At 44.7% G+C, this 25,760-nt stretch carries 24 protein-coding genes; 8 read left to right on the top strand and 16 right to left on the bottom strand.

Going from position 1 to position 25,760, the window contains the following annotated elements:
* Positions 1-77: 77 nt before the first annotated feature.
* The 3 genes from pgaD to pgaB are packed head-to-tail and all read right to left on the bottom strand — an operon-like array spanning position 78 to position 3,809.
* Positions 78-536: a poly-beta-1,6-N-acetyl-D-glucosamine biosynthesis protein PgaD gene (pgaD, locus tag WB308_RS01660; RefSeq protein ID WP_424188356.1), complete on the bottom strand. Its 459-nt coding sequence runs from the start codon at positions 534-536 to the stop codon at positions 78-80.
* A gap of 7 nt (positions 537-543) precedes the next feature.
* The gene (gene pgaC, locus WB308_RS01655; RefSeq protein ID WP_424188354.1) at positions 544-1,839 is read right to left on the bottom strand and encodes a poly-beta-1,6-N-acetyl-D-glucosamine synthase; all 1,296 of its coding nucleotides are present in this window, start codon (positions 1,837-1,839) and stop codon (positions 544-546) included.
* A gap of 5 nt (positions 1,840-1,844) precedes the next feature.
* On the bottom strand, positions 1,845-3,809 hold the full coding sequence (gene pgaB / locus WB308_RS01650) for a poly-beta-1,6-N-acetyl-D-glucosamine N-deacetylase PgaB (protein ID WP_424188352.1): 1,965 nt from the start codon (positions 3,807-3,809) through the stop codon (positions 1,845-1,847).
* A 325-nt stretch (positions 3,810-4,134) separates the two neighbouring features.
* Here pgaB and WB308_RS01645 point away from each other — a divergent pair, with 325 nt between their 5' ends.
* From WB308_RS01645 to WB308_RS01630, 4 genes are all read left to right on the top strand, one after another.
* A complete protein-coding gene (locus WB308_RS01645; RefSeq protein ID WP_424188350.1) occupies positions 4,135-4,407 on the top strand; it encodes a hypothetical protein in 273 nt (90 codons plus the stop codon).
* On the top strand, positions 4,404-4,625 hold the full coding sequence (locus tag WB308_RS01640) for a hypothetical protein (RefSeq protein ID WP_424188348.1): 222 nt from the start codon (positions 4,404-4,406) through the stop codon (positions 4,623-4,625). Before WB308_RS01645 ends, WB308_RS01640 begins: the two co-directional genes overlap by 4 nt.
* Before the next feature lie 175 nt (positions 4,626-4,800).
* Positions 4,801-5,130, top strand: coding sequence for a hypothetical protein (locus WB308_RS01635; RefSeq protein WP_424188346.1), 330 nt, complete (start codon positions 4,801-4,803; stop codon positions 5,128-5,130).
* A 107-nt stretch (positions 5,131-5,237) separates the two neighbouring features.
* Positions 5,238-5,531, top strand: coding sequence for a c-type cytochrome (locus WB308_RS01630; protein ID WP_424188344.1), 294 nt, complete (start codon positions 5,238-5,240; stop codon positions 5,529-5,531).
* A 34-nt stretch (positions 5,532-5,565) separates the two neighbouring features.
* On the opposite strand, the gene WB308_RS01625 is transcribed toward WB308_RS01630, so the two are convergent.
* The 4 genes from WB308_RS01625 to WB308_RS01610 form a co-directional block, all read right to left on the bottom strand.
* Positions 5,566-6,750, bottom strand: coding sequence for a sensor histidine kinase (locus WB308_RS01625; protein WP_424188342.1), 1,185 nt, complete (start codon positions 6,748-6,750; stop codon positions 5,566-5,568).
* A complete protein-coding gene (locus WB308_RS01620) occupies positions 6,713-7,378 on the bottom strand; it encodes a response regulator transcription factor (protein WP_424188643.1) in 666 nt (221 codons plus the stop codon). Before WB308_RS01620 ends, WB308_RS01625 begins: the two co-directional genes overlap by 38 nt.
* The gene (locus WB308_RS01615) at positions 7,378-8,664 is read right to left on the bottom strand and encodes a Na+/H+ antiporter NhaC family protein (protein WP_424188340.1); all 1,287 of its coding nucleotides are present in this window, start codon (positions 8,662-8,664) and stop codon (positions 7,378-7,380) included. The genes WB308_RS01620 and WB308_RS01615 overlap by 1 nt, the downstream gene beginning before the upstream one ends.
* A gap of 96 nt (positions 8,665-8,760) precedes the next feature.
* Positions 8,761-9,384 carry an acyl-CoA acyltransferase gene (locus tag WB308_RS01610; RefSeq protein WP_424188338.1) on the bottom strand — a complete coding sequence of 208 codons (624 nt, stop codon included), beginning with the start codon at positions 9,382-9,384 and terminating at the stop codon, positions 8,761-8,763.
* A 71-nt stretch (positions 9,385-9,455) separates the two neighbouring features.
* Between WB308_RS01610 and WB308_RS01605 the strand changes: the two genes are divergently transcribed.
* Positions 9,456-10,136: a L,D-transpeptidase family protein gene (locus tag WB308_RS01605; protein WP_424188336.1), complete on the top strand. Its 681-nt coding sequence runs from the start codon at positions 9,456-9,458 to the stop codon at positions 10,134-10,136.
* An 88-nt stretch (positions 10,137-10,224) separates the two neighbouring features.
* Here the strand turns inward: WB308_RS01605 and WB308_RS01600 are convergent, their stop codons facing one another.
* The 3 genes from WB308_RS01600 to glyQ all read right to left on the bottom strand — a co-directional run bounded on the left by WB308_RS01600 (position 10,225) and on the right by glyQ (position 14,505).
* A complete protein-coding gene (locus WB308_RS01600; RefSeq protein ID WP_424188334.1) occupies positions 10,225-11,244 on the bottom strand; it encodes a cytochrome-c peroxidase in 1,020 nt (339 codons plus the stop codon).
* 64 nt (positions 11,245-11,308) lie between these two features.
* Positions 11,309-13,555, bottom strand: coding sequence for an AAA family ATPase (locus WB308_RS01595; RefSeq protein WP_424188332.1), 2,247 nt, complete (start codon positions 13,553-13,555; stop codon positions 11,309-11,311).
* Positions 13,556-13,623: 68 nt separating this feature from the next.
* On the bottom strand, positions 13,624-14,505 hold the full coding sequence (glyQ, locus tag WB308_RS01590) for a glycine--tRNA ligase subunit alpha (protein WP_424188330.1): 882 nt from the start codon (positions 14,503-14,505) through the stop codon (positions 13,624-13,626).
* A 182-nt stretch (positions 14,506-14,687) separates the two neighbouring features.
* Here glyQ and WB308_RS01585 point away from each other — a divergent pair, with 182 nt between their 5' ends.
* Positions 14,688-16,877 (top strand): ABC transporter substrate-binding protein, encoded by a 2,190-nt coding sequence (locus tag WB308_RS01585; protein WP_424188328.1) that lies wholly within the window; start codon positions 14,688-14,690, stop codon positions 16,875-16,877.
* 1 nt (position 16,878) lies between these two features.
* Here WB308_RS01585 and WB308_RS01580 read toward each other — a convergent pair whose 3' ends face one another.
* The 5 genes from WB308_RS01580 to WB308_RS01560 all read right to left on the bottom strand — a co-directional run bounded on the left by WB308_RS01580 (position 16,879) and on the right by WB308_RS01560 (position 21,236).
* On the bottom strand, positions 16,879-17,736 hold the full coding sequence (locus WB308_RS01580) for a damage-control phosphatase ARMT1 family protein (protein WP_424188326.1): 858 nt from the start codon (positions 17,734-17,736) through the stop codon (positions 16,879-16,881).
* Between the two features lie 117 nt (positions 17,737-17,853).
* Positions 17,854-18,312 carry a DUF3972 domain-containing protein gene (locus WB308_RS01575; RefSeq protein WP_424188324.1) on the bottom strand — a complete coding sequence of 153 codons (459 nt, stop codon included), beginning with the start codon at positions 18,310-18,312 and terminating at the stop codon, positions 17,854-17,856.
* Positions 18,313-18,369: 57 nt separating this feature from the next.
* Positions 18,370-18,864, bottom strand: coding sequence for a 5-(carboxyamino)imidazole ribonucleotide mutase (gene purE, locus WB308_RS01570; RefSeq protein ID WP_424188322.1), 495 nt, complete (start codon positions 18,862-18,864; stop codon positions 18,370-18,372).
* Positions 18,865-19,018: 154 nt separating this feature from the next.
* The gene (locus tag WB308_RS01565; RefSeq protein WP_424188320.1) at positions 19,019-20,311 is read right to left on the bottom strand and encodes a peptidase U32 family protein; all 1,293 of its coding nucleotides are present in this window, start codon (positions 20,309-20,311) and stop codon (positions 19,019-19,021) included.
* 211 nt (positions 20,312-20,522) lie between these two features.
* Positions 20,523-21,236, bottom strand: a complete 714-nt coding sequence (locus WB308_RS01560; RefSeq protein WP_424188641.1) for a chemotaxis protein — start codon at positions 21,234-21,236, stop codon at positions 20,523-20,525.
* Between the two features lie 68 nt (positions 21,237-21,304).
* Here WB308_RS01560 and WB308_RS01555 point away from each other — a divergent pair, with 68 nt between their 5' ends.
* Positions 21,305-22,084 carry a histidinol-phosphatase gene (locus WB308_RS01555; RefSeq protein WP_424188318.1) on the top strand — a complete coding sequence of 260 codons (780 nt, stop codon included), beginning with the start codon at positions 21,305-21,307 and terminating at the stop codon, positions 22,082-22,084.
* A 74-nt stretch (positions 22,085-22,158) separates the two neighbouring features.
* Positions 22,159-23,589 carry a type I glutamate--ammonia ligase gene (gene glnA, locus WB308_RS01550; protein WP_424188316.1) on the top strand — a complete coding sequence of 477 codons (1,431 nt, stop codon included), beginning with the start codon at positions 22,159-22,161 and terminating at the stop codon, positions 23,587-23,589.
* Between the two features lie 420 nt (positions 23,590-24,009).
* On the opposite strand, the gene pckA is transcribed toward glnA, so the two are convergent.
* Positions 24,010-25,593: a phosphoenolpyruvate carboxykinase (ATP) gene (gene pckA, locus WB308_RS01545; RefSeq protein ID WP_424188314.1), complete on the bottom strand. Its 1,584-nt coding sequence runs from the start codon at positions 25,591-25,593 to the stop codon at positions 24,010-24,012.
* Between the last annotated feature and the right edge of the window lie 167 nt (positions 25,594-25,760).

Here is a 25,760-nt window from a genome sequence, read left to right as displayed (position 1 = left end):
TTATAGCGCAAATGCTGTTTTCCATCGTGGATTACTGCCTATAGACTGCTGGGTTAAGGTGAGTTTTTGAATGATATTTATTTTGATGCTCGTTGTTTGTTAGGTGTTGTAATTTGGTCATTCAGACCGATAATATGTCCATGGTCATTATGGTAAATTGTCACCAATTGACTGTTTACGCATTGTTGTACCTGGGCATCGTCTAAATGAAAATAATTTGAGTAATCACTAGCATGATAGATCAAATGCTCACTTGGACCTCTGTGTCTGTTTAGCCTTGATAAAATAAACAATATAATAGGCGTTGCAATTAACATCGATATAGCATGCTCAAAGGTTACACTATGAATATTTTCAAATATCCAATCTGATATTTCTTCAGCCGGTACTTTTAACGTAATGATTCCATAAAATACAACTAATAAAGGTTTCCACAAATAGATAAAGCCTAACCAAAGTCCAATGGTTAGTGCATCCCACAGCCATCTTTTTCTCTTGGGCATCTCATGGCGTTTATTGATGATTAACGTTTCCATAGACATTTTAACCTTTTTTCTTGGGTAACTGTTGATGGACGCCTCTGTCGGGGCTAATCCATCTGGCCCGACCTTTTTTACTCAATAAAACTTTGGGAAGAGCGGCTACTGCGGTAAACAGATTCAGCAGCCAATAGGCAAACGGATACCATATCATCCAATAATAATTTTTTCCCAAACCTTCGTCGTAATGACCGTCCAGCCATTTACTAACCGCAAACTGTATTAAACACGCACCGATCAAGATAACACTGCTTTGGTCCGGCAAAATGGGGGATTGTTGAGGCATCAAATAGTTGATGGGGAGAAACAAACTGACAAACCAGACTAAAAATACCAACACCATACTATAGGCCCAAATCGTACTGAGCATGAGTTCCGTCATAAGCCCCCAAAGATGGGTTTGTTTGTGCGAAAATAAAACCTTAAAGTTTTTAAGCATGACCTGAACGCCGCCCATGGCCCAACGTAACCGCTGCTTCCACAATCCGCTCACGCTCTCCGGCATCAAAATCCATACCAAAGCTCGGGGTTCAAAGCGTACATCCCATCCGTTACGCTGTAGTTTCCAGGTAATGTCGATATCTTCGGTCAGCATATCGGGACTCCAGTAGCCCACCTCATGTACCGCCGCTTTTCGAAAACCGGTAATGACGCCCGATACCGTAAAGAGGCGTCCGAAACTGCGTTGTGCCCGTTTTATCATCCCGACAATCGATGAAAACTCGCCCACCTGGATTTTCCCTAATAGGCTGGTTCGATTACGGATACGCGGATTACCCGTTACCGCGGCAACTTCCGGATAACGGATAAAGTGTTTGACCATCCAATACAGACAACGTTGATCGATCAAAGCATCCCCGTCGATACATACCAAGTACTCGTACTTGGCTAATAATGCACCGGCTTGAAGCCCTAACGCTTTCCCTTGATTTTCAGCTAAATTAACCACTTTTAACTTTGGATTATTGTTTGCCAAATTGACCAATATTTCTAACGTATCATCTTTACTGCCATCATTAATGGCAATCACTTCAAATTCCGGGTAGTCCACATTGAGGGCATAGGTAATCGTTTCGATAGCATTCTGTCCTTCATTGTAGCAAGGAATCAAAATACTCACCCCTTGCCAGCTCTCGCCGGTTCTCAGGGGGGGAATACTATATTTGAGATAGGGTTTTTCATTTTTAAAATAAAAAAAGATTGCTCCTACTATCCACAAAGTTGACATAAACAGTGGATAATAAAATACATACCCCAGTACTGCATGCCATAATGAATGCCAAAATAGTTCAAATGTCATCACAATCACTCTTGGTTATTCGGGATGGTATTATTCGGTAACGCATGCATATACACCGGTTTTTGTCCGAAAGCCTGTTTCATCGTATCGGCATCAGGGACGTTTTTAAATACGTTATCGGGATAATATGCCAGATGATGAACCCCTAATCCATAGAGATGCGTTATTGTACCGCGTAACTCCTCCGATGAGATCGGCTGATCGTTTTTTCTCCAATTCACGGTTTGTAGCTCCATTACGGTTCGTTCCAGCCCACATTCCTCTTTCTTGATGCGTTCAACGATTTTAGTGTAAAACTCTTTTGGATTATCGGCTTGTTCCATATATGGCATTGCCATAATGGCGGTGTAGTCGTATTTTTTGATCGACTCGGTCAAACCTTGCGCATACCATTCTTCAGCATACTCATTGAGTGCGACCTGCGCATATAAATTACGCGCCGTTTTGAGCCCGGGGTGTTCGTCTCTGAGTATTTGAGCCAATTGCATCGCAAAATCGTCCAGATAGTCTGTTTTAAGGTTCGTCCATTTCTCAAATTGTTCTCTATCCGATCGAATTTTTGTTACGTTCGGCGTTAAGCCCCATTTTTTGTATTGAGTACGGGCTGCCTTACTGTCGTCTTCAAAATCGGAGAGTGTGACATCATCGTGAAACAATATGCCGTCGATACGGGGTGATGTAGCCAAATCTTCATAAATCTCTTTGATCACCTGACGTGCTTTGGAAGAAAATGGAGAGAGTCTCGGATATCCCATATTGAGATGACCCGAATCCACTTGCAACGTGACAACCGTGTCTTTGGCGGCGGGATTGCTGAGCGGTAACTGCCATGCCATCATCGGCATCCACGCATAAATGCGTTTGACTTGTGTACGCGTCGCGATTTGCCATGCGACCCGATTAAAAAGATCCGCACGCATCGGTACGTTTCGGTTCGGAAAATAGACATAATCCGCCGCCCCGTTGGCATCAGGATCGGCAAAAGCCTGCAGATAAACGGTGTTAACCCCTAGTTTTTTTATTCGATCCAGTAAATCTCCCAAGTTTCTTTCCTGCTGTGCAGGATCGGCGTCATACATATAATCCAAATCGACATGTGCCGCTTTGGTCGCCCGGTCATTATCGATTAAATTGGCATTGCGTGAGCGGATATTTTGCTCTAACTCTTTCAGCGTCATATCTTTATCGATCAATATGCGTCGCAGCCCCCACAAGGGCGTGATCCGGGTATTACTCCCATCATCCAAGGTTAACCCGATGTTCATACCCAAACGTTCTGCGATTGTACGCACCTCTTTATTATAATACCCATACGGCCAAACGATAACACGGGGCTTTTGTCCTGTATAGTGCTTTAAAAAAGTAGTGTTTTGCAATAGGTCATTGTAGATGCGCTGTTGATAACTTTTTGCATCTTCATAGGAGCGTTTATCGCTCAACCATTGACGTGTGATTACGGCCGGTTGCATGTTCCCTTGCGGATTGCCCGGTATCCCTTTGTGTAAAAAATAGGTATGGCTGGCAATCTCTACCAGGCCGCTATGTACCATTTCTTTGATCTCTTTTTGGCTTAAGAATTTCTCACGCGGAATCTTATGTCCATCGAAATCGACTATTTCCTTAGCCTGCATCCAGCTACCGACCAGTGCGATGACAACAGGGATTTTATATTTTTTGATGATGGGATAAGCATTAGTATAAACGGACTGATACCCGTCGTCAAACGTCATTAAAACGGCTTTTTTGGGTAATGGCTTGCCGTTTTTTCGATAGGCTAAAATATCATTGATACTGATAAAATGGTATCCGTTAGCCATCAACCAATGGATCTGCTCTTCAAAATGAGACGGGGTTACCGCATAGGTTGAATCGAGCGTTTCACTTTTACCGGCTATCTCATGATAACTGAGTACGGTAAATTCGTTGATATTTTTGTCTCGGCTGCATAGATTGGGTAACTCATTTGCCATCAGATAACTGCTTGCAACACCTAGGAAGAGCAAAATAAGTTTTACTATTGGTTTGAGTGTTTTATATCCATGTTTCACTGTTATTGATGTAGCCATAATCAGAGTACTTTTTTTTTAAATTTTAAGAAAATATTATACATCAGAGCACCTTGCGAATCTCCAAATATGCTATTTTTTTGTAAGTTCATTCAGAAGGAGAGAGATCTAGGTGAAACACTATGACCGGAAGTGTGAGAAAGTCTGAATTTTAAAAATGCTCCATGCCTGCATCCTGAGCTAAACTGTGTTAGAATTATGACCAAGACTTTATAACTCAAGGTTACTCATGCTATTTAATCCGACTCCATTGGAAAAACTTACGACACTTGTCACTGATTTAATTGATCAACAAACATCGCTTAAAGCAGAGATTGAAACACTTCGAAGCGAGAGTGACTCGATTCGCGGCAGTGAGCAAAGCAAAGATGACGAGATACAACGTCTGAATGCGGTACTTGCCTCTAAAGATGAAGAGATTAAAATGTACAGTGATGAACTTGCCGCCAAAGATGCCGAAATCGAAGCGATTGTTTCGAAAATCGAAAGTCTGCTTGGATGAAGACCAAGGTAACCCTCACGCTCAATGCCAAACGTTATGACATTGATGTAGAGGAAGATTTTGCCCGTTTTTTGACGGAGCAGATGAAACACGATTTTGAGTTTTACGGCAACAACGATCTCAAACTTCTCCTCCAAGCGTATGTTCGTAAAAACTTCACCCTCTATCAGCAGGAGAAGCAAACGCTTGCGTTAATCGATCGCCTTCAAAATCTTTAATCCTCTCCACAATTCCACAATCGCTTCACAATAATTTTTTATACTGCTCTCATCAAAAGAGAATCTCGCAAGAGAATCTCTGATCGATTAAGTGCTCTGAGCTTCCCGCTGAGGGAAACCCAGTGTTAACGTAGCTGATCGGGACGAGTTCCGATAGCGTTTAAAGGAATGAAAAATGAAAAAGTTACTCTCAATTTTGTTAATCGCAGCACTCAGTGCTTCAGTTGCTTCAGCAGATGCTAAAGCGGGTCAAAAAGTGTATCTTAAAACGCTCAAAGCGAAGTTCAATATGAACGGGACCAAATTCGCAGCGGAACATACGGTTGCTGAGTGGGAAGAGCTTTTTGCCAATGATGCAAAAGGGTTTATCAAAGAATACGGAGAACGTTTCCCGACTGCGGTACCGGTGCTGACGAATCCGAGTATGAGCGATAAGCTCCAAGATATCGGTGATTTTGCGAAAGAGTACGGTTCTGATAGCGGAAACGTCCCATCTTGTGGATAAGTAAATATTAGTCATCCCCGCGAAGGCGGGGATCCAGCTAGATTTACCCGCAGGGGGCACAATGCCCGCCTTCGCGGGAATGACAAAGAAAATAAAAAGGATGGATTATGAAAACGTTACTTGCAATTTTAGGTTTAACGGCTATGTTGAGCGCTGCGGATGGCGGTGCTTTGTTTCAAAAATGTGCGGCTTGCCACGGTGCAAAAGGTGAAAAAGCGGCTCTTGGAAAATCTGAAGTGATTGCCGGATGGAATTCAGCTAAAACGGTTGATGCTCTCAAAGGGTACAAAGGAGGAACGCGTAACACGAAAGGGATGGGTGCTTTGATGAAAGGGCAGGTTGCCGCTCTATCGGATGGGGATATGAAAGCCCTTGCGGATCATATTGCCGGATTGAAATAAATCCATTTCGTCTCCCCCCTGCGTTAAGCGGGGGTTACTCCCACGCTACACAAATCTTCGTCCCTACTTTTTCTTCCGATTCAATGGTAATTTTCAGATCATACTCTTTGGCGATCATTGCGACGATATTCAGCCCAATCCCAAATCCTCCGACACTTTTATCCGCACGCGTATAGCGCTCAAATACCCGATCAATCATCGCTTCGGGTATTCCGATACCGTTATCGTGAATGCATAAACTGCCGTGAATGAGAGTGATGGTGATTTGCCCCTCCATCCGGTTGTATTTGATAGCATTTGAGAGGAGATTATCGACCAAACGGGTTGCTTTTGTGGTATCAATGACAAGAGTGACTTGTGGATCGATATGGGTTATGAGGGTGATTTTCTTTTGATCGATTCGGTGGCGAAAATACTCTAACCGTTCATGTAAAAGGTAGCTGAGATCGAGTTTGACATTCTGAACCGCCAACTCATGATTGAGAATCAAATAGGTGAGATCATCGTAGAGGGTGGAGATGGTACGGGAGGCGATTTCGATCCGTTTGAGCTTTTTTTCGATTGACGGTGAGAGTTCAGCCTCTCGGAGGGCTTCGATATTGGTTAAAATCGCACTCACGGGAGTATTGAGCTCATGGGTGGTATCTTTGATAAAATCATCAAGGAGGGCAATCGCTTCATTCATTGGACGCAAAAACATCCGCGAAAGGGTAAACCCGATGATGCCGAGGATCAAAAAGAGGACGGAACCGAAAATCAAAGCGTTGATTAGAGCTTGATGGCGCCAAAGTTCATCGTCATGGGTTTCAAATACCAGATAATATTCCCCCAATCCATAGGGTGAAAGGGGGATGATGAGGTGAATGTAACTATTATGAAGAGCAATATTTTCGCTAAAATCGTGATGCTGCTGGCGTAAGTTTCCGACGAGAAGATCTTTGTCGTAGCCGTAAAGGGCGGTTTTGTAGGCCAAATCCGCGGGAAATGTACTCAGATCATGACCACTTTCCAGCCATGTTTTGAGACGGGGGACGTAACTCTCGCTTTCGAGCTGCATCGCCAGACGGTGAGAGGAAAGCATCTGCTCTTTCGCCGATTCGTAATACAGAATTCCCATGAGCGCTAAAATCAGGATACTCATGACCGCATAGAGGGCTAAAAAGCTTTTGAGGGTACGGTATTTAGCGAAATTGATACCCGAGGCGCTTGTGGCTGACAATGGAGTCCTTTCCGAGAAGTTTACGGAGTGTTTTGATATAAGTGCGTAGACTACCGTCGCTTGGGGTTTCATCATAATCCCACAGATGCTCCATGATCATTTCATGGGTGAGAAGCTCATTGCGGTGTTGGATAAAAAGTTTGAGAAGTTTATGCTCTTTGAGTTGAAGATTTTGGATTTCTCCGTTCACACTAAGGATTTGATTCCCAATGTCGTAGGTGATCCCCTCGGCGAGGGCAAGGGACTCGGTAGGGTTATGATAAAAATTGCGTTTCAGGATCGTTTGAATCCGAAGGAGCAGCTCTTTGAGGGCGAACGGTTTACGGATATAATCGTCTCCGCCGCTCTCAAACCCCTCTTCGACATCGCACATCGCGTTGCGGGAGGTGATAAAAATAGCGGGTGTAGCATTCCCCTCTTTGCGTGAATTTTTAAGAAGTGAGAAGCCATCTCCGCCGGGGACGTTGACATCGAGCAGCAACAGATCAAACTTTTGTTCATAGAGGAGATCTTCTGCTGAGGATGCGTCGTAGGCACAGGTAACGCTGTAGCCTTGCTCTTCAAGATATTCACTGACACTTTCGCTAAGATTGGGGTCATCTTCAAGCAATAAGAGGTTGGTTTTCATCATGTGAGTAACACTCCCGATAGAATAAATAATACTAAAGCGATAACAGCGGAAATCAGAGCATAAGGGAGTTGAGTTCTAACGTGTTCTTTTACCTCACATCCACTTGCCATCGCTGAGATGATGGTGGTATCAGAGATAGGTGAGCAGTGATCGCCGAATACTCCACCTGATATCGCGGCACCCATCGCGAGTGCTATGGGTGCATCGAGACCGACGGCGAGAGGGATCGCTATCGGAAGCATGATACTAAAGGTCCCCCAACTCGTTCCCGTTGCAAATGCGATAATGGCCGCGAGAACAAAAATAGCCCCTGCGAGATACTCCGGTGGGAGATAATCACCGATAAAGCTAGCGAGGTATTGCCCCACCTCCATATCCGAGCTCACTCCGCCGATAGCAAAGGCAAAGAGGAGGATCAGCGCGATAGGACTCATGCTACGTGCACCGCTGAGCGAGGCATCCCAAAATTCTGACAATGAGAGGGCATTTTTATATCGATAGTACCCCAGCATCAGGAGTAAGGTGATAAGTAGGGTATAAAAAATCGAGGTAGAACCCGAGCCTTTAAAAATATCTCCTTCTCCGGTGATAAACATGAAAAGAATGACCCCGCCGATCATCCAGACCATCGGCCATAGAAAAAGGCCAACATCTCCTCTAGCATCTTCACATTCGATTTGGGGAGGGGTAATAGTGGCATGGCGCATCGGACCGATATCGATCTCATACCAGATAGCGATAAAGGTGATGATAAGAGCCATAAAGGCGTAAAAATTAAAGGCGATGGATTGAATCAGCCATGTGGCACTCTCACCCGCAATAAAACCTGCGGTGATTTGACCTCCTATAAGTCCAAGGAGTAGTGCTCCCCAACCGTTTAGCGGGATCAGTGAACATACGGGAGCTGAGGTCGAATCGCAGACAAAAGCGAGTTTGGCACGGCTGATCCCGTGACGATCACAAAAGGGTCGTCCGATGGCTCCCGCAACGAGTGAGGTGATAGAAGATTCGATAAAAACGACGATTCCTGCGATAAAGCTGGGGATGAGCGCTCCCCGCTTGGTTTTTACAATGGAGCGTTTGACGCTTAGCTCATGAACCAGGCCATCAACCCCGCCACTGCGTTCGATAAGCGCCATGACGGAGCCTACCATTATGGCAAATGCCAGGGTCTTGAGTACCCATCCCTCATTGAGGAGGAGATAAAAACGTTCAAAGGTTAGGAGAAGGGCGTCCAGAGGATGGAAATCGGCGATAATGAATTCTCCGACGAGAACTGCCATAGCCAATGCGATAAAGACGGAACGGCTAAAAAAAGCGAGGAGAATAGCAATGAGAGGAGGGATTAACCCTAAGAGACCGTATTCGATAGGAGATCCTTACAATATCATTTGAAGGCGCATTATGCCGGGACGATCAAATTGCTCTTTATAGTATTCACTTCGCTTTTCATCGATTACGACAAATCCCAGCTTTTTATAGATCATCTCACTTTCAACAGAGCCGATTTCGATCGAAGTTTGAACTTTTCGGTACCCTTTGAGGCGGGCGGTGAGCATACTTTTACCGATGAGTTCTTTAAAAACATCCAAACTTTTAAACTCCGGCTTGATGAGCATAAAGTCTAAAACAAACGTTTTGTTGTCTACTTCCCCCTCGCACAGCAGATATGCGGCGATCCGTTCATGATAGGTTTCATCAAACCCGATCTCTTCGAGTGCCTGAGAAAAAATTTCATGGGTTGCGATGCGGGGTTCGTACCCACAAATCGTCCCTAATGTCGTTCCAGCAGAGATCGCAATAAAAAAGTTTGAAAAATGGCAATAGCTTTTAGTGGACGTTAATGCGAGACTTTTCAGGTGTTGGAGGAGGAGGTCGTTATCGGAGGTATTGAACACCAGATCGAACAATCCGATCTTCTTTCCTCCACGTGAACCCTCTAATAGTGCTTGGGCAATGATGTCAATATCCGCCTCGGATGCTTTACGAACCGTAATACTCATCAAATGCCTCGCTCTGCCAAATTTTCTATATGCTATACTACCTAACTTTAAAATAAACTAAGAACGATGATATGTTTAAAATAACTTTCTCCCTTACGCTCTCCTATGTGCTCTTTACACTCTTGGCATCAGAGCAACTTGCAGTCGTCCTCTCACCTGAGCTAAACGCGACCAGTGCGTCGTTACAGAGGTATGAAAAGCAAAATACATGGGTAAAAATCGGTGATAAAGTTCCCGTGACGTTAGGACGAAGCGGTTTAGGCTATGGTGCCTTTAAACAACCGCTGAAAAACGAAGGGGATGGGAGATCACCCACAGGGTTATTTCCGATAACGTCAACTTTTGGCTACGATCAAAACACGACATTTAAACTTCCCTACTGGCATGCGGATGAAAATCTCTATTGTGTTGATGATGTGAATGATTCACGCTATAACAAAATGCTTCGAATTTATGACAAAAGTTCTCTCCCCTCCAGTTACGAAGTGATGCGACGCCCTGATGGAGTCTATCGCTACGGTGCAGTGATAGGGTATAACGATTCGGGGGTAAAGGGGCGCGGTTCATGTATCTTTATCCATCTTAATCATGCCGACAAACATCCGACATCAGGATGTACGGCGATGGATGAACTTCCTTTGAAAACATTATTGGAGTGGTTGGATGGGGCTAAAAAACCGCAGATTTTACAAATAGTGAAAAGTGAGTGTGGAAAATACCAAAAAGAGTTTGTGGGGATAGAGTGTGAATAGCGTCATTGCGGACTTCACGTGCCCTTTAGGGTAGATCCGCAATCTCAGATCCTGAATCAAGTTCAGGATGATGAGGGGTGGTGGTGAATTAATTATTCACCACATCCACTTTAGGTGTTTTAGCGGTAGATGCCGGAAGCATCGGATAGATAACCGTCGGTTTTTTACCCTCTAACGCTTTTAGGAATGTTTCGATCTCAGCGGTCTCTTTGTCATTGATATCAACACCGAGTTGGATACGGCCCATCTCTTTGATTGCTTCGCTTAGGGTTGCAATTTGACCATTGTGGAAATACGGAGCGGTTTCGGTGACGTTACGGAGTGTCGGTACACGAACCATGCCGTTTTTATCCCCTTTAAAATCCCCAACATTCATGTGCTTGTACGGAGCCACGGCACCGAATGCCTGCATCGTTCCGCCGAGTGCGATATTGTTATGACACGTAGCACACCCTTTGTCGATAAAGGTTTTAAGCCCTTTTTGCTCTGCTTTGCTTAACGCGTTTTTCTTGCCGTTTAGGAAATCGTCATAACGTGATGGGGTAACCAACGTACGCTCGTAAACCGCGATCGTATCGGCCACTTTAGCAAAATTAATTTTTACATCTTTACCGTATGCTTTTTTAAAGAGATTGACGTAGGACGGGATCGAATTGACAACCCCCTCTACAAACTCTTTCGGCGCTGCCATCTCCGGTCCCGCTTGGATCGGCCCTTGGGCTTGGTCTTCGAGGTGAGGCGAGCGTCCGTCCCAAAATTGTTGGCTATAAAATACTGCATTATACACCGTCGGTGAGCTTAAATGGTGAGGATTTGCCGTCCATTTGTGTCCGATCGCCGCACTCATACCATCGCTTCCGCCAAGTGCGAGGTTGTGACAGGTGTTGCAGCTGATCAACCCGCTTTTAGAGAGGCGCGGTTCAAAATAGAGCATTTTACCCAGTTCTGCTTTTGCAACCGTTGTCGGGTTCTTTGGGTTTGAGGTGAGTTTTTCAACTGCTTTTGCATTGGCAGGAATCGGTTTGAGCCCTGCAGTTTTGGCTTCATCAAGCAGTGAAGCACCCATAACGCTCGAAGCGACAATAGCTGAAATTAGTAATGCTTTCATGGGAACATCCTTGAGTATTTGGATAAAGGCCCTTATTGTAGCACACTTCAATAAAGGATAAGTTTTATCCTTTAGATGATCCCAATTCTTGTATGACCGTGGAGCGTTTGGTGTGTTCCAAACGTCTGCATGCGGATTCAAATGCTCCGCTTTCGCCGATGAGGATACAGTGCCCTTTGGCGCGGGTAAGGGCCGTATAGAGGAGTTTGGTATTGAGCATAATATGGTGTGAAAAACTCATCACCATCACGACCCGTTCATACTCCATCCCCTGTACTTTGTGGACACTCAAAGCATAGGAGAGGCTGAGAAAGTCACTGATTTGCTCATACTTATAGTGAACAATCAGCTCTTCGTTCGGGTAGTAAACATAGCAGAGTTCATCTTCCTCGTCGAGCCGGAAGATTAATCCGCACATGCCGTTAAAAATTCTCCGTTCACTGGGCTCTATTCCCTCTTTAAACTCTTCAGGAGTGGTAGAGAGAAGATTTTCATTTTTGGTGTGGACGACTTTGTCCATCAAGCGAAATTCCCCTTTGAAGGTTTTAATCTTTTTTTTGGGGTTGGGGTTGAAATATTCTTGGAGGAGGAGATTGAGATTATCAACCCCGAGGGTATTGCCGCGCATCGGCGAGATCACCTGAAAGGCGCTGAGGTATTCACGGATTTGCTTCGCTTGGAGTTTTTCGCGTGATTCTGGGAGATATTGTAAGGTCACATCCGCGATGGCAGCTAATAGATTATGGGCATGAGTTTTGAGCACCTCTTCAAATTCGCCGGTGCTAAGGGTATTTTTGAGAGCATAACGGTTGGGAATATCAACGTTGACAAAGGTGAAATCCTCATAGTTTTCCCGGTACTGCGGGATGATTCCGCGCCGGACATCGTTGGCGATTAGGGCGATGGCTTGATCGGGGCTTTGACGGTATATCTGGGTGAGCATCACCATAGGGGCGAGATTGAGAGCAATCGCATCGCTTAGCGGGCTTCCCGCGCCGATCGGGGGGAGCTGTGCATCATCTCCGACGATAATGACGGTTGCATCACGTTCAATCTTCGCCATCAGCCTCGCAAAGAGGAGGGAATTAATCATCGAAGCTTCATCGATAAGGATCACTTTATAGGGCATGGTATCCTGCGATTCAAACCGAACCAGAAGACTCTGAATGGTGGCACTTTGATAACCGCTCCGCTCTCGTATGCGCTGAGAAGCGATACCACTCAGGGCGCAGGTCATAATGAGGTTCGGATCATGGCGGGTACTCAGGAGATCGAGGAGGGCCTTTGCGGTAGTGCTTTTTCCCGTTCCTGCATATCCGACGAGAAAAATCAGTCCCGTTCCACGGTTAATCAGTTCCAGAGCTGTGTACTGCTGTTCTCCCAGGGTAAGCGAATGGGTCTCTAAAAAGGAACCAAGGTCGTCCGTAAGAGGTTCATGGGTACTCTTCCCTCGCCGTTTAAATTCACGGATGAGCAATGTTTCGGCTTCATAAATACGCGACGGGGAGAGTTTAGAACTGGGAAGAAGGGTAATGCTCCCTTCCTGTAAACGATCTTCGAGGGCTTCATCGTATCGACCGTGTTCTTCAAGTGCCAAAAGAAGTCCAAGTTTGTCGAAAAGCGCATGCCGTTCAATACAGCTGTTCCCTTCAGAATCGCAATATTCGCTGAGGGTATATTCCATCGCCGCTTGGATACGGCGATCATCATCTTTTTTTATTCCCATCGCCAATGCAATCTCATCCGCTTTTTTAAATCCGATTCCGTTGATACGCATCAGTCCGTAGGGGTTATTTTTAATCGTTTCAATCGGGTCTTTTAGCTCTTTCATGGCCCCTGCAATCAATCGAAGCAATCCTGGCGTCACCCCAAAAGGGGCTAAAAACTCTCCCAAAAGCCGCATGGAACGAAATTGTTTCCATCCGGCAGAGAGCTTTGAGAGGCGCTTTTCATTCATCCCTTTGATTTCCTGCAGCCGTTCGATATCGTTGTCGAGAATATCAATCAGACCCTCGTTTCCATACCGTTCGATCAGTTCGGCAGTCAGTTTTTTGGTGAACCCTTTAACGACACGGTTGAGAAAAAAGAAAAGTTCATTTTGATTGACAATGAGAGCGTGGGCTTTGAAAGTTCGGCCGTGTTGGCGATGTTCTTCCCACGATCCTTTGAGGGTGACGGCTGCATCTTGAAGATGCTGAACGTCACTTTCATAGTAATGGGCGCTGATTTTTTCACCGCTTTTGAGGGCGGCGATAAAAAAACCGCCCTTTTCAAAGATAATTTTATCAATTTGACCGATAAGTATTTGCATAAGGGGATTTTAGCGGAAATTTAATCGAAGAAGATTTTTTAGGGCACCAAATGGTGCCGTATAGGGACTTATGCTTTAACCCGCAGGTTGCGCGCTTCTTCTTGAGACTTGTACAGTTCTGCACATCCTTTGGCAAGCTCGCGGATTTTGAGGATATAGTTGGCCCGTTCTGTTACCGAGATTGCTTTGCGTGCATCGAGGGTATTGAAAGTATGAGATGCCATCATGCACAAGTCATAAGCCGGCAAGGGAAGTTCAGCATCGAGACACCGTTTACACTCGGCCGCTTTGGCCTCGAATTCGGTGAAGAGCATAGCGGTATCGGCGATTTCGAAGTTGTATTTGCTAAACTCGATTTCTCCCTCTTTGTGAATGTCACGGTAGAGGGTTTTACCGTATTTATTCTCGCTCCAGACAATATCGAATACCGTATCGACCCCTTGCAGATACATCGCGAGCCGTTCGGTTCCGTAGGTGATTTCGACGGCTACCGGATCACAGGCTACACCGCCCACTTGCTGGAAGTAGGTAAATTGGGTTACCTCCATACCGTTGAGCCATACTTCCCATCCCAGACCCCATGCACCGAGGGTGGGTGATTCCCAATTGTCTTCGACAAAGCGGATATCATGGTCTTTGAGATTGAGCCCAAGATATTCGAGACTTTTTAGATAGAGTTCTTGAATGTTTTCGGGACTCGGTTTGATCAGCACCTGAAACTGGTAGTAGCTTCCAAGACGATTGGGGTTCTCACCGTAGCGGCCGTCTGTAGGTCGACGGCTTGGGGCGACATAGGCGACCGACCACGGTTTGGAGTCGAGCGAGCGTAAAAAAGTTGCGGGATGAAAGGTCCCCGCACCTGCGGCTACATCATAAGGTTGGACGATTGCACACCCTTGGTCATTCCAAAATTGTTGTAGTTTTAAAAGCAGATCGCCAAATGTAATCATAGTTTTCCCATTAAATAAATTGTGCCATTATACCAAAAACCATTCTCCAAAGGCTTTTTTAATGCATTATGTTATATTATAAATAAATTTGTTTAGGGGAGTGTGGAATGAAGCGTTATTGTATTCTCTTATTTTTGTCCTTTACTGCGCTGTACGCGCAGCTCCCCTTGGAAAAAGTTTCCGTGAAATTGCAATGGGCCGATCAGTTCCAGTTCGCAGGGTACTATGTTGCAAAAGAAAAAGGGTTTTATCGGGATGCGGGATTAGATGTCACGATCCAAAAATTCGATCCAAAAAAACTCGCTATCGATGAGGTAATGAGTGGGCGTAGTACCTATGGAATCGGCAGATCCTCACTCTTGATTGATCGAATGCATGGGAAAAATATCGTCGCATTGAGTGCAATTTTTCAGAGTTCTCCGTTCATTCTCCTTTCGCAAAAATCGGCGGATATAAAAACGCCTCGTGATCTGATCGGTAAACGTGTCATGATGACGCAAGATTTTCAAGATAGCATTTCAGTTCGAGCGATGCTTAACTCCCAAGACATCCGTATGGGGGAGCTGAAATTTCTGGAACATAGCTACAACCCGCTCGATATTGCCAATGGTAAAGCTGATGTGATGGCATGCTATATCTCTAACGAACCGTTTGTTCTGAAAGAAAAAGGGATTGAAACCAACGCCATTAGTCCAGAAGCATATGGATTTGATTTTTACAGTGATATCCTCTTTACTACTGAATCTGAAATACATAATCACCCAAAACGGGTGCGGGCATTTGTTGATGCGACGCTCAAAGGATGGGAATACGCCTTCGCACATATCCCCGAAACGGCAAACCTTATCCGTGAACGCTATAACGGCCAAAATAAATCGTTAGAAAGTCTCATTTACGAAGGGGAGGTACTCAAAACGCTTGCGTATCGCGGCAATCAACCTCTTGGGGCGATTACAGTGGATAAATTTCGACGTATATCGGATATTTACCGGGTGATGGGATTGCCTCAAAACGAAAAACGTTTAGAAGGTTTTATTTATGAGGATACGGCGCATCAAACGGTACCGATGAGTGTCGATGAACGTTCATTTTTGCATGTGAATACGATACGATATACCTCTACATATGCATGGCCTCCGTTTAATTTTAGCTCTAATGCTAATTCTGGAGAACTTCAGGGGATAACAGCTGATTTTTGGAAATTAATCGTTGAACGGACGGGGATGCACACTTCCTTTGTCCCCTCTCCTACGTGGGCCGCTGTAGTGGATGCGATTAAAACAAAAACGGCCGATGTTACCTTGGGTACTTCGATATCGGGGGATAAAGAGCCTTACGCCCTTTTTTCCAAACCTTACGCATCTTTTCCTAATGTCATTGTTACGGACAAAACAATCGATTTTATCCCGGGGCTCGATGCTCTGGAGGGAAAAAAGGTTGCGATAGGACAAGGATACGGTATTGCAGACTCCATTGCAAAAAAATATCCTAAAATCACGATCATGGGAGTTGAGGATACGCGAGAAGGGTTGAAATTGCTCAGTTCCGGACGGGTTGATGCGGTGATCGATATCCTCCCGGTAGTAGCGTATTTGATCAATGCCGATCACCATTTAGATCTTAAGATTTCAGGGACAACGGAGTTTGATTTTGAGGTTCGAATGATGGTCCGAAATGATTATCCGGAACTGAAATCGATTATAGATAAAGCGATTGACACCATTACCGTAGCAGAACGGCAAAAGATTTTTAACCGATACATCGCCATTACCTATGAAAAAAGCGTTGACTACAGTTGGGTTTATGGAATCGGATTAGTGGCGTTATTTATTATTTCGATTTTTATCTATCGCCAGTTTGAGATGGGAAGGTACAATAAAAGGCTTTTACGGATGGCAACAACCGATCCTTTGACCCAGCTTTCCAACCGAATTCGTCTGGATGAAAAATTAGTGGAATGCCATCAGTATTATCAGCGAACACAGCGGAGCTATTCGGTGATGATTATTGATTTAGACCATTTCAAACGGATAAATGATACCTACGGCCATTTGATTGGGGATATATCCTTGGTGAATCTTTCTCAAATATTACGTGAGAGCATACGGGACATCGATATTGTAGGTCGATGGGGAGGAGAAGAATTTATGATTATTTGTCCCGAAACCAACATCGATGGAGCATACCATCTAGCGGAAAAAATCGAAGAGATGATTAGCACCTATGATTTTCCCCATATTCATACCTTAACGTGCAGTTTCGGTATCAGTGAATGCCGCGAGGGTGATCGAATCGAAAACGTAGTCGGTCGTGCGGACAATGCACTCTATAGGTCAAAAGAAGAGGGGAGAAATAGAATTTACAAGGGGTAAATTACCCCAGTTTGCAAACGATATCTCCGATATTTCTACCGAGTGAATTTGCCACAACAGAACATTTTACTTTCAACAAAAAACAGATGTTCTGACGTCGGCAGGGTGTCATACACTCATAGTTTCCCATCCCTTTGGCAATAATAAGATCAGCGGTATCAAAGAGTGCTTGCGCTTCAGGCGAGGCGAGCTCATACACAAATCCGGGGGTCGGAACACCACTGTTCATCAGAGAACAAATCTCCTTCATGCCTGCTTCTGCAGCCTCTTTCATTGTGACATCATTGATGATTGGATTTCCCCGTACCATATAGGTGAATACTAAATCCGGATAGAGTTTTTGGAGTGATTGGATCGACAGTGCATCAAAGAGGTGTTCTCCCGCATTGTCTCCGATATAAAGAACACTCTTTGCATGGCGTAGGGAATTGCGCAAAGCTTCGGTGTCATCGTGTGCAAAGGGGGTATTAAATACGGACATAATAGCATCATGCAAATCGAAACTCACCTCTGCGGCTAAATCGATTACATTTCCGACCACAGCTGTTTTGAGCGTTGCGATAAAGGGATCATCACTTTGATCGATTGTTTCGTTCAAAAACGGGAGATAACTTTTGGCTTGAGCTGTAGCGTGCTGTTTTTGGTGTTCATACAGATCATCCGTATTGGCGAGCTTTGCCATTGCTTCATATAGCGGTGCGGCGATGACCGGAGGGGAGAGGGCAAAGTCAGCATGCTGAAGAGCTGTTTCGACATACTGAACAATTTCGTTTGTTAATGCAGTATCGGCGTGAATCGCTTCACATACACGGCGGCTTTGGGAAGCAATGCACCCGATACATTCATATTGAATATTCACGTTATCGGAGCAATACCCAAAGGGCACGTGAGCCCTGATTAACTACGCTAAAGCTGAGTTTCCTTCGGCAGGAAGCCCACGCACAGCTAACCGTGCTTTTTAGTTTTCTATGATTTTTCATGAGGCATGATCTTCGATGACTTTACCCCACATCAGTTTGTACTTCCGGCGCATAAACTCAACTTCTTGCTGAGAAAGGCGGAGCTGTTCGGTAAGCGCTGCAATCGTATTGCGGTCTTCATCATAGAGTTCTTGGAGAGAAGCGAGTGCTTCTCGCAGAAAAAGATTTTCATTTTTAATTGACTCGATGGTCTCTTCTTTTGCACCGAGCACTTTTTCGTGGAGATTGATAATGGTGCCGATTGTTTTTTCGACGAAACTCGCTCCCATCGTTACATCCGCATGAGATGCACTGAGTTCGTGGAGACTTACGGGAACGATTCCCGCCATCCCTTGACCTGCATCAATAAACACCTCTCCATCTTCGATAGTAGTGGTGAGTTTACCTCGGACGATCAACGTTTCAACAGCACTGCGATCCATCTGTGCCATCTGAGCGTAGTCATCGATACTCATCCAGTGCCCTTGCATTTTCTACCACCTGTACATTTAGATTTTTGATTATAACGAAAGTTATAATATGGTCTCTATCTCCAATGAATCCATTTCCACCTTTTTCGCTTTGGTGATGCGATCTTCTTGGAGCTTCATGCGCAGCTCTTCATTTTCAAGAGCCAAAATTTGCATGGCAAGATACGCTGAGTTGATAGCTCCGGCTTTTCCGATTGCGACGGTTGCTACCGGCATTCCGGCAGGCATTTGTACGGTAGAGAGGAGCGCATCGATCCCGCTCAATGCGGATGCACTCATCGGCACACCGATAATCGGTTTGATTGTTTTAGAGGATAAAACACCCGCCAAATGGGCTGCCATACCTGCAGCCGCGATAAAGACCTGTGCCCCTTTGGCTTCTGCCGCGAGTACGTAATCTTTGGTACGTTCAGGACTTCGGTGTGCGGATGAGATGATGAGTTCGTATTGAACACCGAATGCTTCTAAGGTCTCGGAACATGATCGCATCACGTCAAAATCGCTTTTGCTCCCCATAATAATCGATACAAATTTCATTTTGATTCCTTTTGTTGTTTTAATTAAAGTTTTGTCCCCATAACACACCAAGAGCGAGGTCGCCCGCAGTAGTGCGAAGGCGTACCGACAGCGCTTTGTTGTGGGGACGATTTTCTTTTGTTTCTTTTCTTAGGAAAAAGAAAAGAAAATAGTATCAACACTTCGTCACCGTCCCCATATCCTCGGTGGCAGGAATACGAAAAAAGGTAAAAGCCGGGAGCTTAACCGGGAGCTTAAATCGGTTCAGATTTCCGCTATGAACCTGATCCCATACTTTTCCATTTTCAGCGAGCAGCTGTTTAAACGAGATCGTCCATTGACCATCTTTCATTTCAACCGTACCGATTTCATTATCAATAGCTTCAATGGTTGCATCTGATGGGGCAACAATTTCCATAACATCATTGGGGAATGTTTTGTATTTACATTCGAAATACTCTCGCGATTCATCCACAATGCCACTGACTTGATGGGAACCCATCATCATTGAAAAATCGAGATTTTGGGTGTCGTGTTTCTCAAAAGGGCGGTTGATCAGATACGCATCGGTAAATCCGCGGTTTTGCATCGTTTCCAACTCTTTTTGATAGGCATCGGGATCACTTTTCCCGACATAATAATCATCAATGGCCCGGCGATAGACTTTAGCAGTGATAGCCGCATAATAGGGGGCTTTGGTGCGTCCTTCGATTTTAAGCGAATCGATACATCCTGCATCCAGTATCTCTTTGATATGGCTTGCTAGGTTGAGATCTTTCGAATTCATGATGTAGGTCCCGATTCCTTCGTCTTCGACGAGTTTAAACAGCGTCCCCGTTTCAGGATTTGCAGCATACATCTCATAAGGAAATCGGCAGTCATTAGCACAGCTTCCGCGATTGGGAACGCGACCGCTTTGCAACGTCGAGATCAAACAGCGTCCGCTGTAGGCAAAACACATCGAACCGTGGACAAATACTTCGATTTCCAAATCGGGAAGTTCTTCTTTAATCTGTTTTAGATCTTTAAGAGAGATTTCCCGTGCAGCGATGATTCGGCGTGCTCCCATATCATAGTAGACCTGCGCATCAAGTACGTTCATAACGTTAGCTTGAGTTGAGAGATGAAGAGGAATATGAGGAGCAATCTGATGAGCGAGTTTGAGAACTCCCGGTGTTGCAACGATAAATGCATCCGGCTCGAGTGAAGCCATGGTAGCGATATGTTCTTTTAGAAGTTTGAGTTGGGAATTAAAGGGGAAGCCGTTGATCGTCACATAGACTTTCCGCCCTCGAGCATGAGCATAATCGATCCCCTCTTTGAAACTCTCCAAATCAAATTCTTTACCGGAACGGATACGGAGCGAAAAGTGGCTCACCCCGCCGTACACCGCATCAGCGCCGTAGTCGATGGCGATTTTGAGTTTTTCTAAATTTCCCGCTGGGGAGAGGAGTTCGACTTTTTTCAAAGAGTGTTGCTCGATTCTTTAATATAATATTTTAGGAGATTTTAGCGAAAAAAAGGTGTTGATTGGATGAAATTTCTGGGTTAATCGTCATTCCCGCGAAAAGGCGGGCTTTGTGCCCCTTGGGGGTAAATCCAACTGGGTGCTTTTTGAGGGGATGGATCCCTGGGTCAAGCCCGAGGATGACGAATTTCGGTGCTGTTTTAATGAATGTCTATTTCTGCCCAAAAGAAGCTAAAAGGGCTTCAATATCATCACTGCTGACAACATCCTCGGTTGTTGTATCTCCGTGGATATGTACGGCGGAAGTAACCCGCTTGGAATCATCGATTTTTCCGGAAAACAGATGGTTCATATACGTTGAAAGGGCACGCATGACATTAATGACCCGCTCAATTTTTTGACGATGGATATCTTGGTACTGCATAATATCCATGATATTCATGATCGTATCGCCGCCGTTTTGGAGCTTTTCGAGAATGGCTTCGAGTTGCTCGAGGGCATTCTCATTTTGAGTTAATTGGGTTTTAAATGCTTCGACATGGGGAAATTTCATACTTAGAGTATGAAAGAGTTCAACATTGCTGTCGATAACGGTTCGAATCGCTTTAACATCCTTTTCACCCTGCGTCAAATCCTCACTGATTCCTTCGATCAGATCAAAAATTTCCGAGGCTTTTTCTTCACTCTCTTTAGTAACATCATCGAGCTGATGCACCATTTTGTTGTCATCCGTCGGTGGCGGGGGAGGCCAGCTGCTCATGGCCGAGACCCGGTAGGTTTCCGGGTCGATTTTACTGTCTGAATCTTCTTGTTCTTCTTCCTCTAACGGAAGCTCCTCTTCGTCTGCTAAAGACTCAGATTCTTCGTAAGCTTCATCTAAATCGATATCACCGCTCATTAATGCATCTAACTCTTCTTGCGTCATAACGATAACCTTAACAAAAAATTGCACTATAATATCATTAAAAGCATTATTTTTACTTAGGGAAATAGATGAAAGTTGATCTTCATAACCACACTGTTTTGTGCAATCATGCGACCGGTACCGTAAATGAGTACGTTGAAGCTGCCATAGCCTGTGGTACACAGTTTTTCGGTTTTTCCGATCATGCCCCGATGCATTATGATCCTGAGTATCGTATGACATTTGATCAAATGGAACTGTATGAATCATGGGTCAACGAAGCACAAGAGCGGTATGCTGATAAAATAACCGTTTTATTAGGGTATGAGATTGATTTTCTTCCCGGGTACATGGATGAGAGTGTCTTGGTTCGTCCCTGCGATTACTTGATCGGAAGTGTTCACTTCATCGACGACTGGGGCTTTGACAATCCTGCATTCATCGGCCGTTACGCAGGCGCCGATATCGATGATGTCTATCGGCGCTATTTCGGGCTTATCGAAGAAATGGCTCTCAGCGGCAGATTTGATGTTGTCGGCCATCTGGATTTGCTCAAAGTGTTTAAATACCTTCCGACTAAAGATATTCGACTTTTGGCAGATGGGGCATTGAAAGCGATCAAAAAAGCCAATATGTCTATTGAGATAAACGTTTCGGGCTATCGAAAACCGATTGCTGAAGCGTATCCCTCTCCGCTTTTGTTGGAACAAATTGCTGAGCTGGAGATTCCGATAACGTTTGGATCTGATGCACACTGTATTGAACAAGTCGGACTCTACAGTGACCAGGTTGAAGCGTTGGCCCGCTCAGCTGGTTATGACAAATGTTCCCTTTATCGTGGACGTGATCGGGAAATGATTAAATTTTAATCACACTAAATTCTCCACATTGTGCCAACTTTTGCTATACTATCTATTACTATAATTATTTTCAGGAGTTTTGCATGGGTAAATTCGTAAACAGTGTCGACGAGTTTTTCAGTTTTTGTAAAGAGAACGACGTTCAGTTCGTTGATTTTCGTTTCACCGATATGAAAGGGACATGGCACCACGTCAGTTACCGTATGAGTGCGGTTAATGCAAGCCAATTTGAAAATGGTCTTCCGTTTGACGGCTCTTCTATTGATGCATGGCAGCCGATCAACCGTTCTGATATGTTGCTAAAACCGGATGCTGAATCCGCATTTATGGATCCATTTACTGCTGATCCAACCATTATCGTATTTTGTGACGTATATGACATCTATAAAGGTCAAATGTACGAAAAATGTCCTCGTGCAATTGCTAAAAAAGCACTTGAGCACCTTGCTAATGCAGGTGTCGGTGATGTTGCTTATTTCGGCCCTGAAAATGAATTCTTCGTATTCGACGATGTGAAAATCCGCGATGAAGCAAACTGCTCATATTATGAAGTAGACACCGAAGAGGGTGAATGGAATGATTCAAAATCATTTAAAGACGGTTTCAATACCGGTCACCGTCCACGTACTAAAGGTGGTTACTTTCCGGTAGCTCCGATCGATACTATGGTTGATTTGCGTGCAGAGATGATGTTGGCGTTGGAGCAAGTGGGTCTTGAAGTTGTTCTCGGTCACCATGAAGTTGCTCAAGGTCAAGGAGAAATCGGTATCGTTTTCGGAACCCTTGTAGAAGCGGCGGATAACGTTCAAAAACTTAAATATGTTATCAAAATGGTAGCGCACCTTAACGGTAAAACCGTTACATTTATGCCTAAACCACTTTATGGAGACAACGGTAACGGTATGCACGTTCACCAATCCATCTGGAAAGACGGTAAAAACACATTCTATAAAGAGGGCGGTTACAGCAACTTGTCTGAAACAGCGCTTCACTACGTTGGCGGTATCTTCCACCATGCACGTGCGGTTGCAGCGTTTACAAATCCGTCAACCAACTCATACAAACGTCTTATCCCGGGATTCGAAGCTCCTTCAATTTTGACGTATTCAAGCCAAAACCGCTCTGCATCTTGCCGTGTTCCATACGGTGCAGGTGAAAAAGCGACCCGTATCGAAATGCGTTTCCCAGATTCCACTTCATGCCCATACCTTGCGTTTACGGCTATGTTGTTGGCTGGACTTGACGGTATTAAAAATAAAATGGTTCCGGTTGGACCGATGGATGAAGATTTGTTCGAACTCAGCCTTGATGAGATCCGCGAAAAAGGTATTCCACAAATGCCACACACACTACGCGGTGCTCTTGAAGCATTGGTACGTGATAACGAATTCTTGCAGCCGGTTATGACTCCGTTGTTCATCGATACGTATCAACACTACAAATTTGAAACACAAGTATGGCCGTACGAAGCACGTCCTACAGCGTTCGAATTCAAAACTACTTACTCTTGCTAATAACTTCATCTGTCATTCCCGCTTAGGCGGGAATCCAGCTTCTTTAAAAAACGACATTAAAACGTAATAACTTTTTGATTATTTTTATTTAATCACTTTTCTTTTTAGAAAAGAAAAGTACGCAAAAGAAAAGCGCCCTCACACCAAAACGCTGGCGGTACGCTTTTGCCTATGGCACGCGACCTTGCTCTTGGTATGATGTGAGGGCAAAAGTATTTTATTTGCATGATTTTCGCATAGAGCGAAAATAGATAAACAAATCTCCGTGATCCAAACCCTAGAGCCGTTCTAGAGGCAGTAGTGCCGAGAAGAACGAGCGTTCTTGGAATACGGTATGATCTTTTCAGAGAAACATCGCTACGCGAGCGGTTCCCTTGTTTTGGTACTTTTCTGATTAAACAGAAAAGTATGAAGAAGAAGTTATGGAAGTTTTGGACCGGCGGCAGAGTAGTCGAATTCACTTTGTCCGTCAGTATATTTTTGAAAGTTTTTGATGAAAAGAGCAGCTAAATTATCACGTTGAACGAGATAAGCGTCACGATCCGCCCAGGCATTGCGAGGGTTCAAGATAACCGGATCGATAGAACCGAGCGTTTTAGGGATATGGAAACCGAAGGTATTGGTAACATCAAATTCGCTCTCATTGATACTACCGTCCAAAATCGCGTTGATACACGCACGGGTATCTTTGATACTCATTCGTTTTCCGACACCGTACCCGCCCCCGGTCCATCCGGTATTAACGAGGTATACGTTAACGCCGTGTTCATCGATTTTCTCACCTAAAAGTTTTGCATATACGGTTGGATGAAGCGGAAGAAATGCTTCGCCGAAACATGAGCTAAAGGTGGCTACCGGTTCGGTGATACCCCGCTCCGTTCCGGCAACTTTTGCCGTGTAGCCGCTGAGGAAATAATACATTGCCTGTTCTTTGGTAAGGCGGCTCACAGGAGGTAATACGCCGAATGCATCGGCAGAGAGGAAAATGATATTTTTCGGATGAGCCGCCATGAGGGAAGGCTGATGGTTATCAATGTGTTCGATCGGGTAGGAGACACGAGTGTTCTCGGTTTTAGAGCTGTCGGTATAATCGACGATACCGTCTTCGTCATAAACGACATTCTCTAACAGTGCGTTGGGACGGATAGCATTGTGAATCTCCGGTTCGTTGGAAGGGTCAAGGTTGATCACTTTTGCGTAACACCCCCCCTCGAAGTTGAAAACTCCATCATCGTCCCAACCGTGCTCGTCATCCCCGATAAGGGCACGCTTCGGATCGGTTGAAAGGGTCGTTTTACCGGTTCCGCTGAGTCCGAAGAAAAGACATGTATCCCCTGCGGCGCCGACGTTGGCTGAACAGTGCATAGAGAGCTTCCCTTCGAGTGGAAGCCAGTAGTTCATCATCGAAAAAATCCCTTTTTTCATCTCACCGCCGTACCAGGTACCGCCGATAATACACAGATTCGCTTCGACATCAAAAAGGACGAATACTTCAGAATTCAATCCATGATTGGCCCATTTTTCATTGACCGCTTTGCAGGCATTGAGGACGGTAAATTGCGGTTTAAAGCTTTCCAACTCACTTTGGCTTGGGCGGATAAACATATTTTTGACAAAATGGGACTGCCATGCGATTTCAGAGACAAAGCGGACAGAACGTTTACTAGAAGCACTTGAGCCGCAGAAAACGTCGGTAACGTAAAGATCTTTTCCGGAGAGTTGTTCACGGGCAACGATAAGAAGCTCATCGAAAACGGCTTTATCAATCTTTTTATTGACATCACCCCATGCAATGTATTGGTTAGAAGGATCTTGGTTAACAAAATATTTATCTTTGGGGCTTCGACCGGTAAAGATACCTGTATCGACCATGGTCGCACCGTTGCTGGCACGTTTACATTCACCGTTTTCCAGTTCGTGCTGGATTAACTCATCGTAACTGAGGTTATGGAAAATCTTTCCACTATTTTTTATGCCTAACGTCTCAATCTCTGCGGAAATCATGGTGTTGTTTTACCTTTTAGGGTTCATCGCCGTACTGTACAACGATGAAAATTTAAAGCAGATGCTTCATTTGTGAGGCGAATTATACGCCTTCAATTTATAAACGAGAATTAAACTAGTAGATTATTGATAAATCTTTTTTGTCATTCCCGCGAAGGCGGGCATTG

It is taken from the genome of Sulfuricurvum sp. (assembly GCF_049587615.1).
Classification (GTDB): domain Bacteria; phylum Campylobacterota; class Campylobacteria; order Campylobacterales; family Sulfurimonadaceae; genus Sulfuricurvum.
This window is presented reverse-complemented; position numbering and strand designations above follow the sequence as displayed.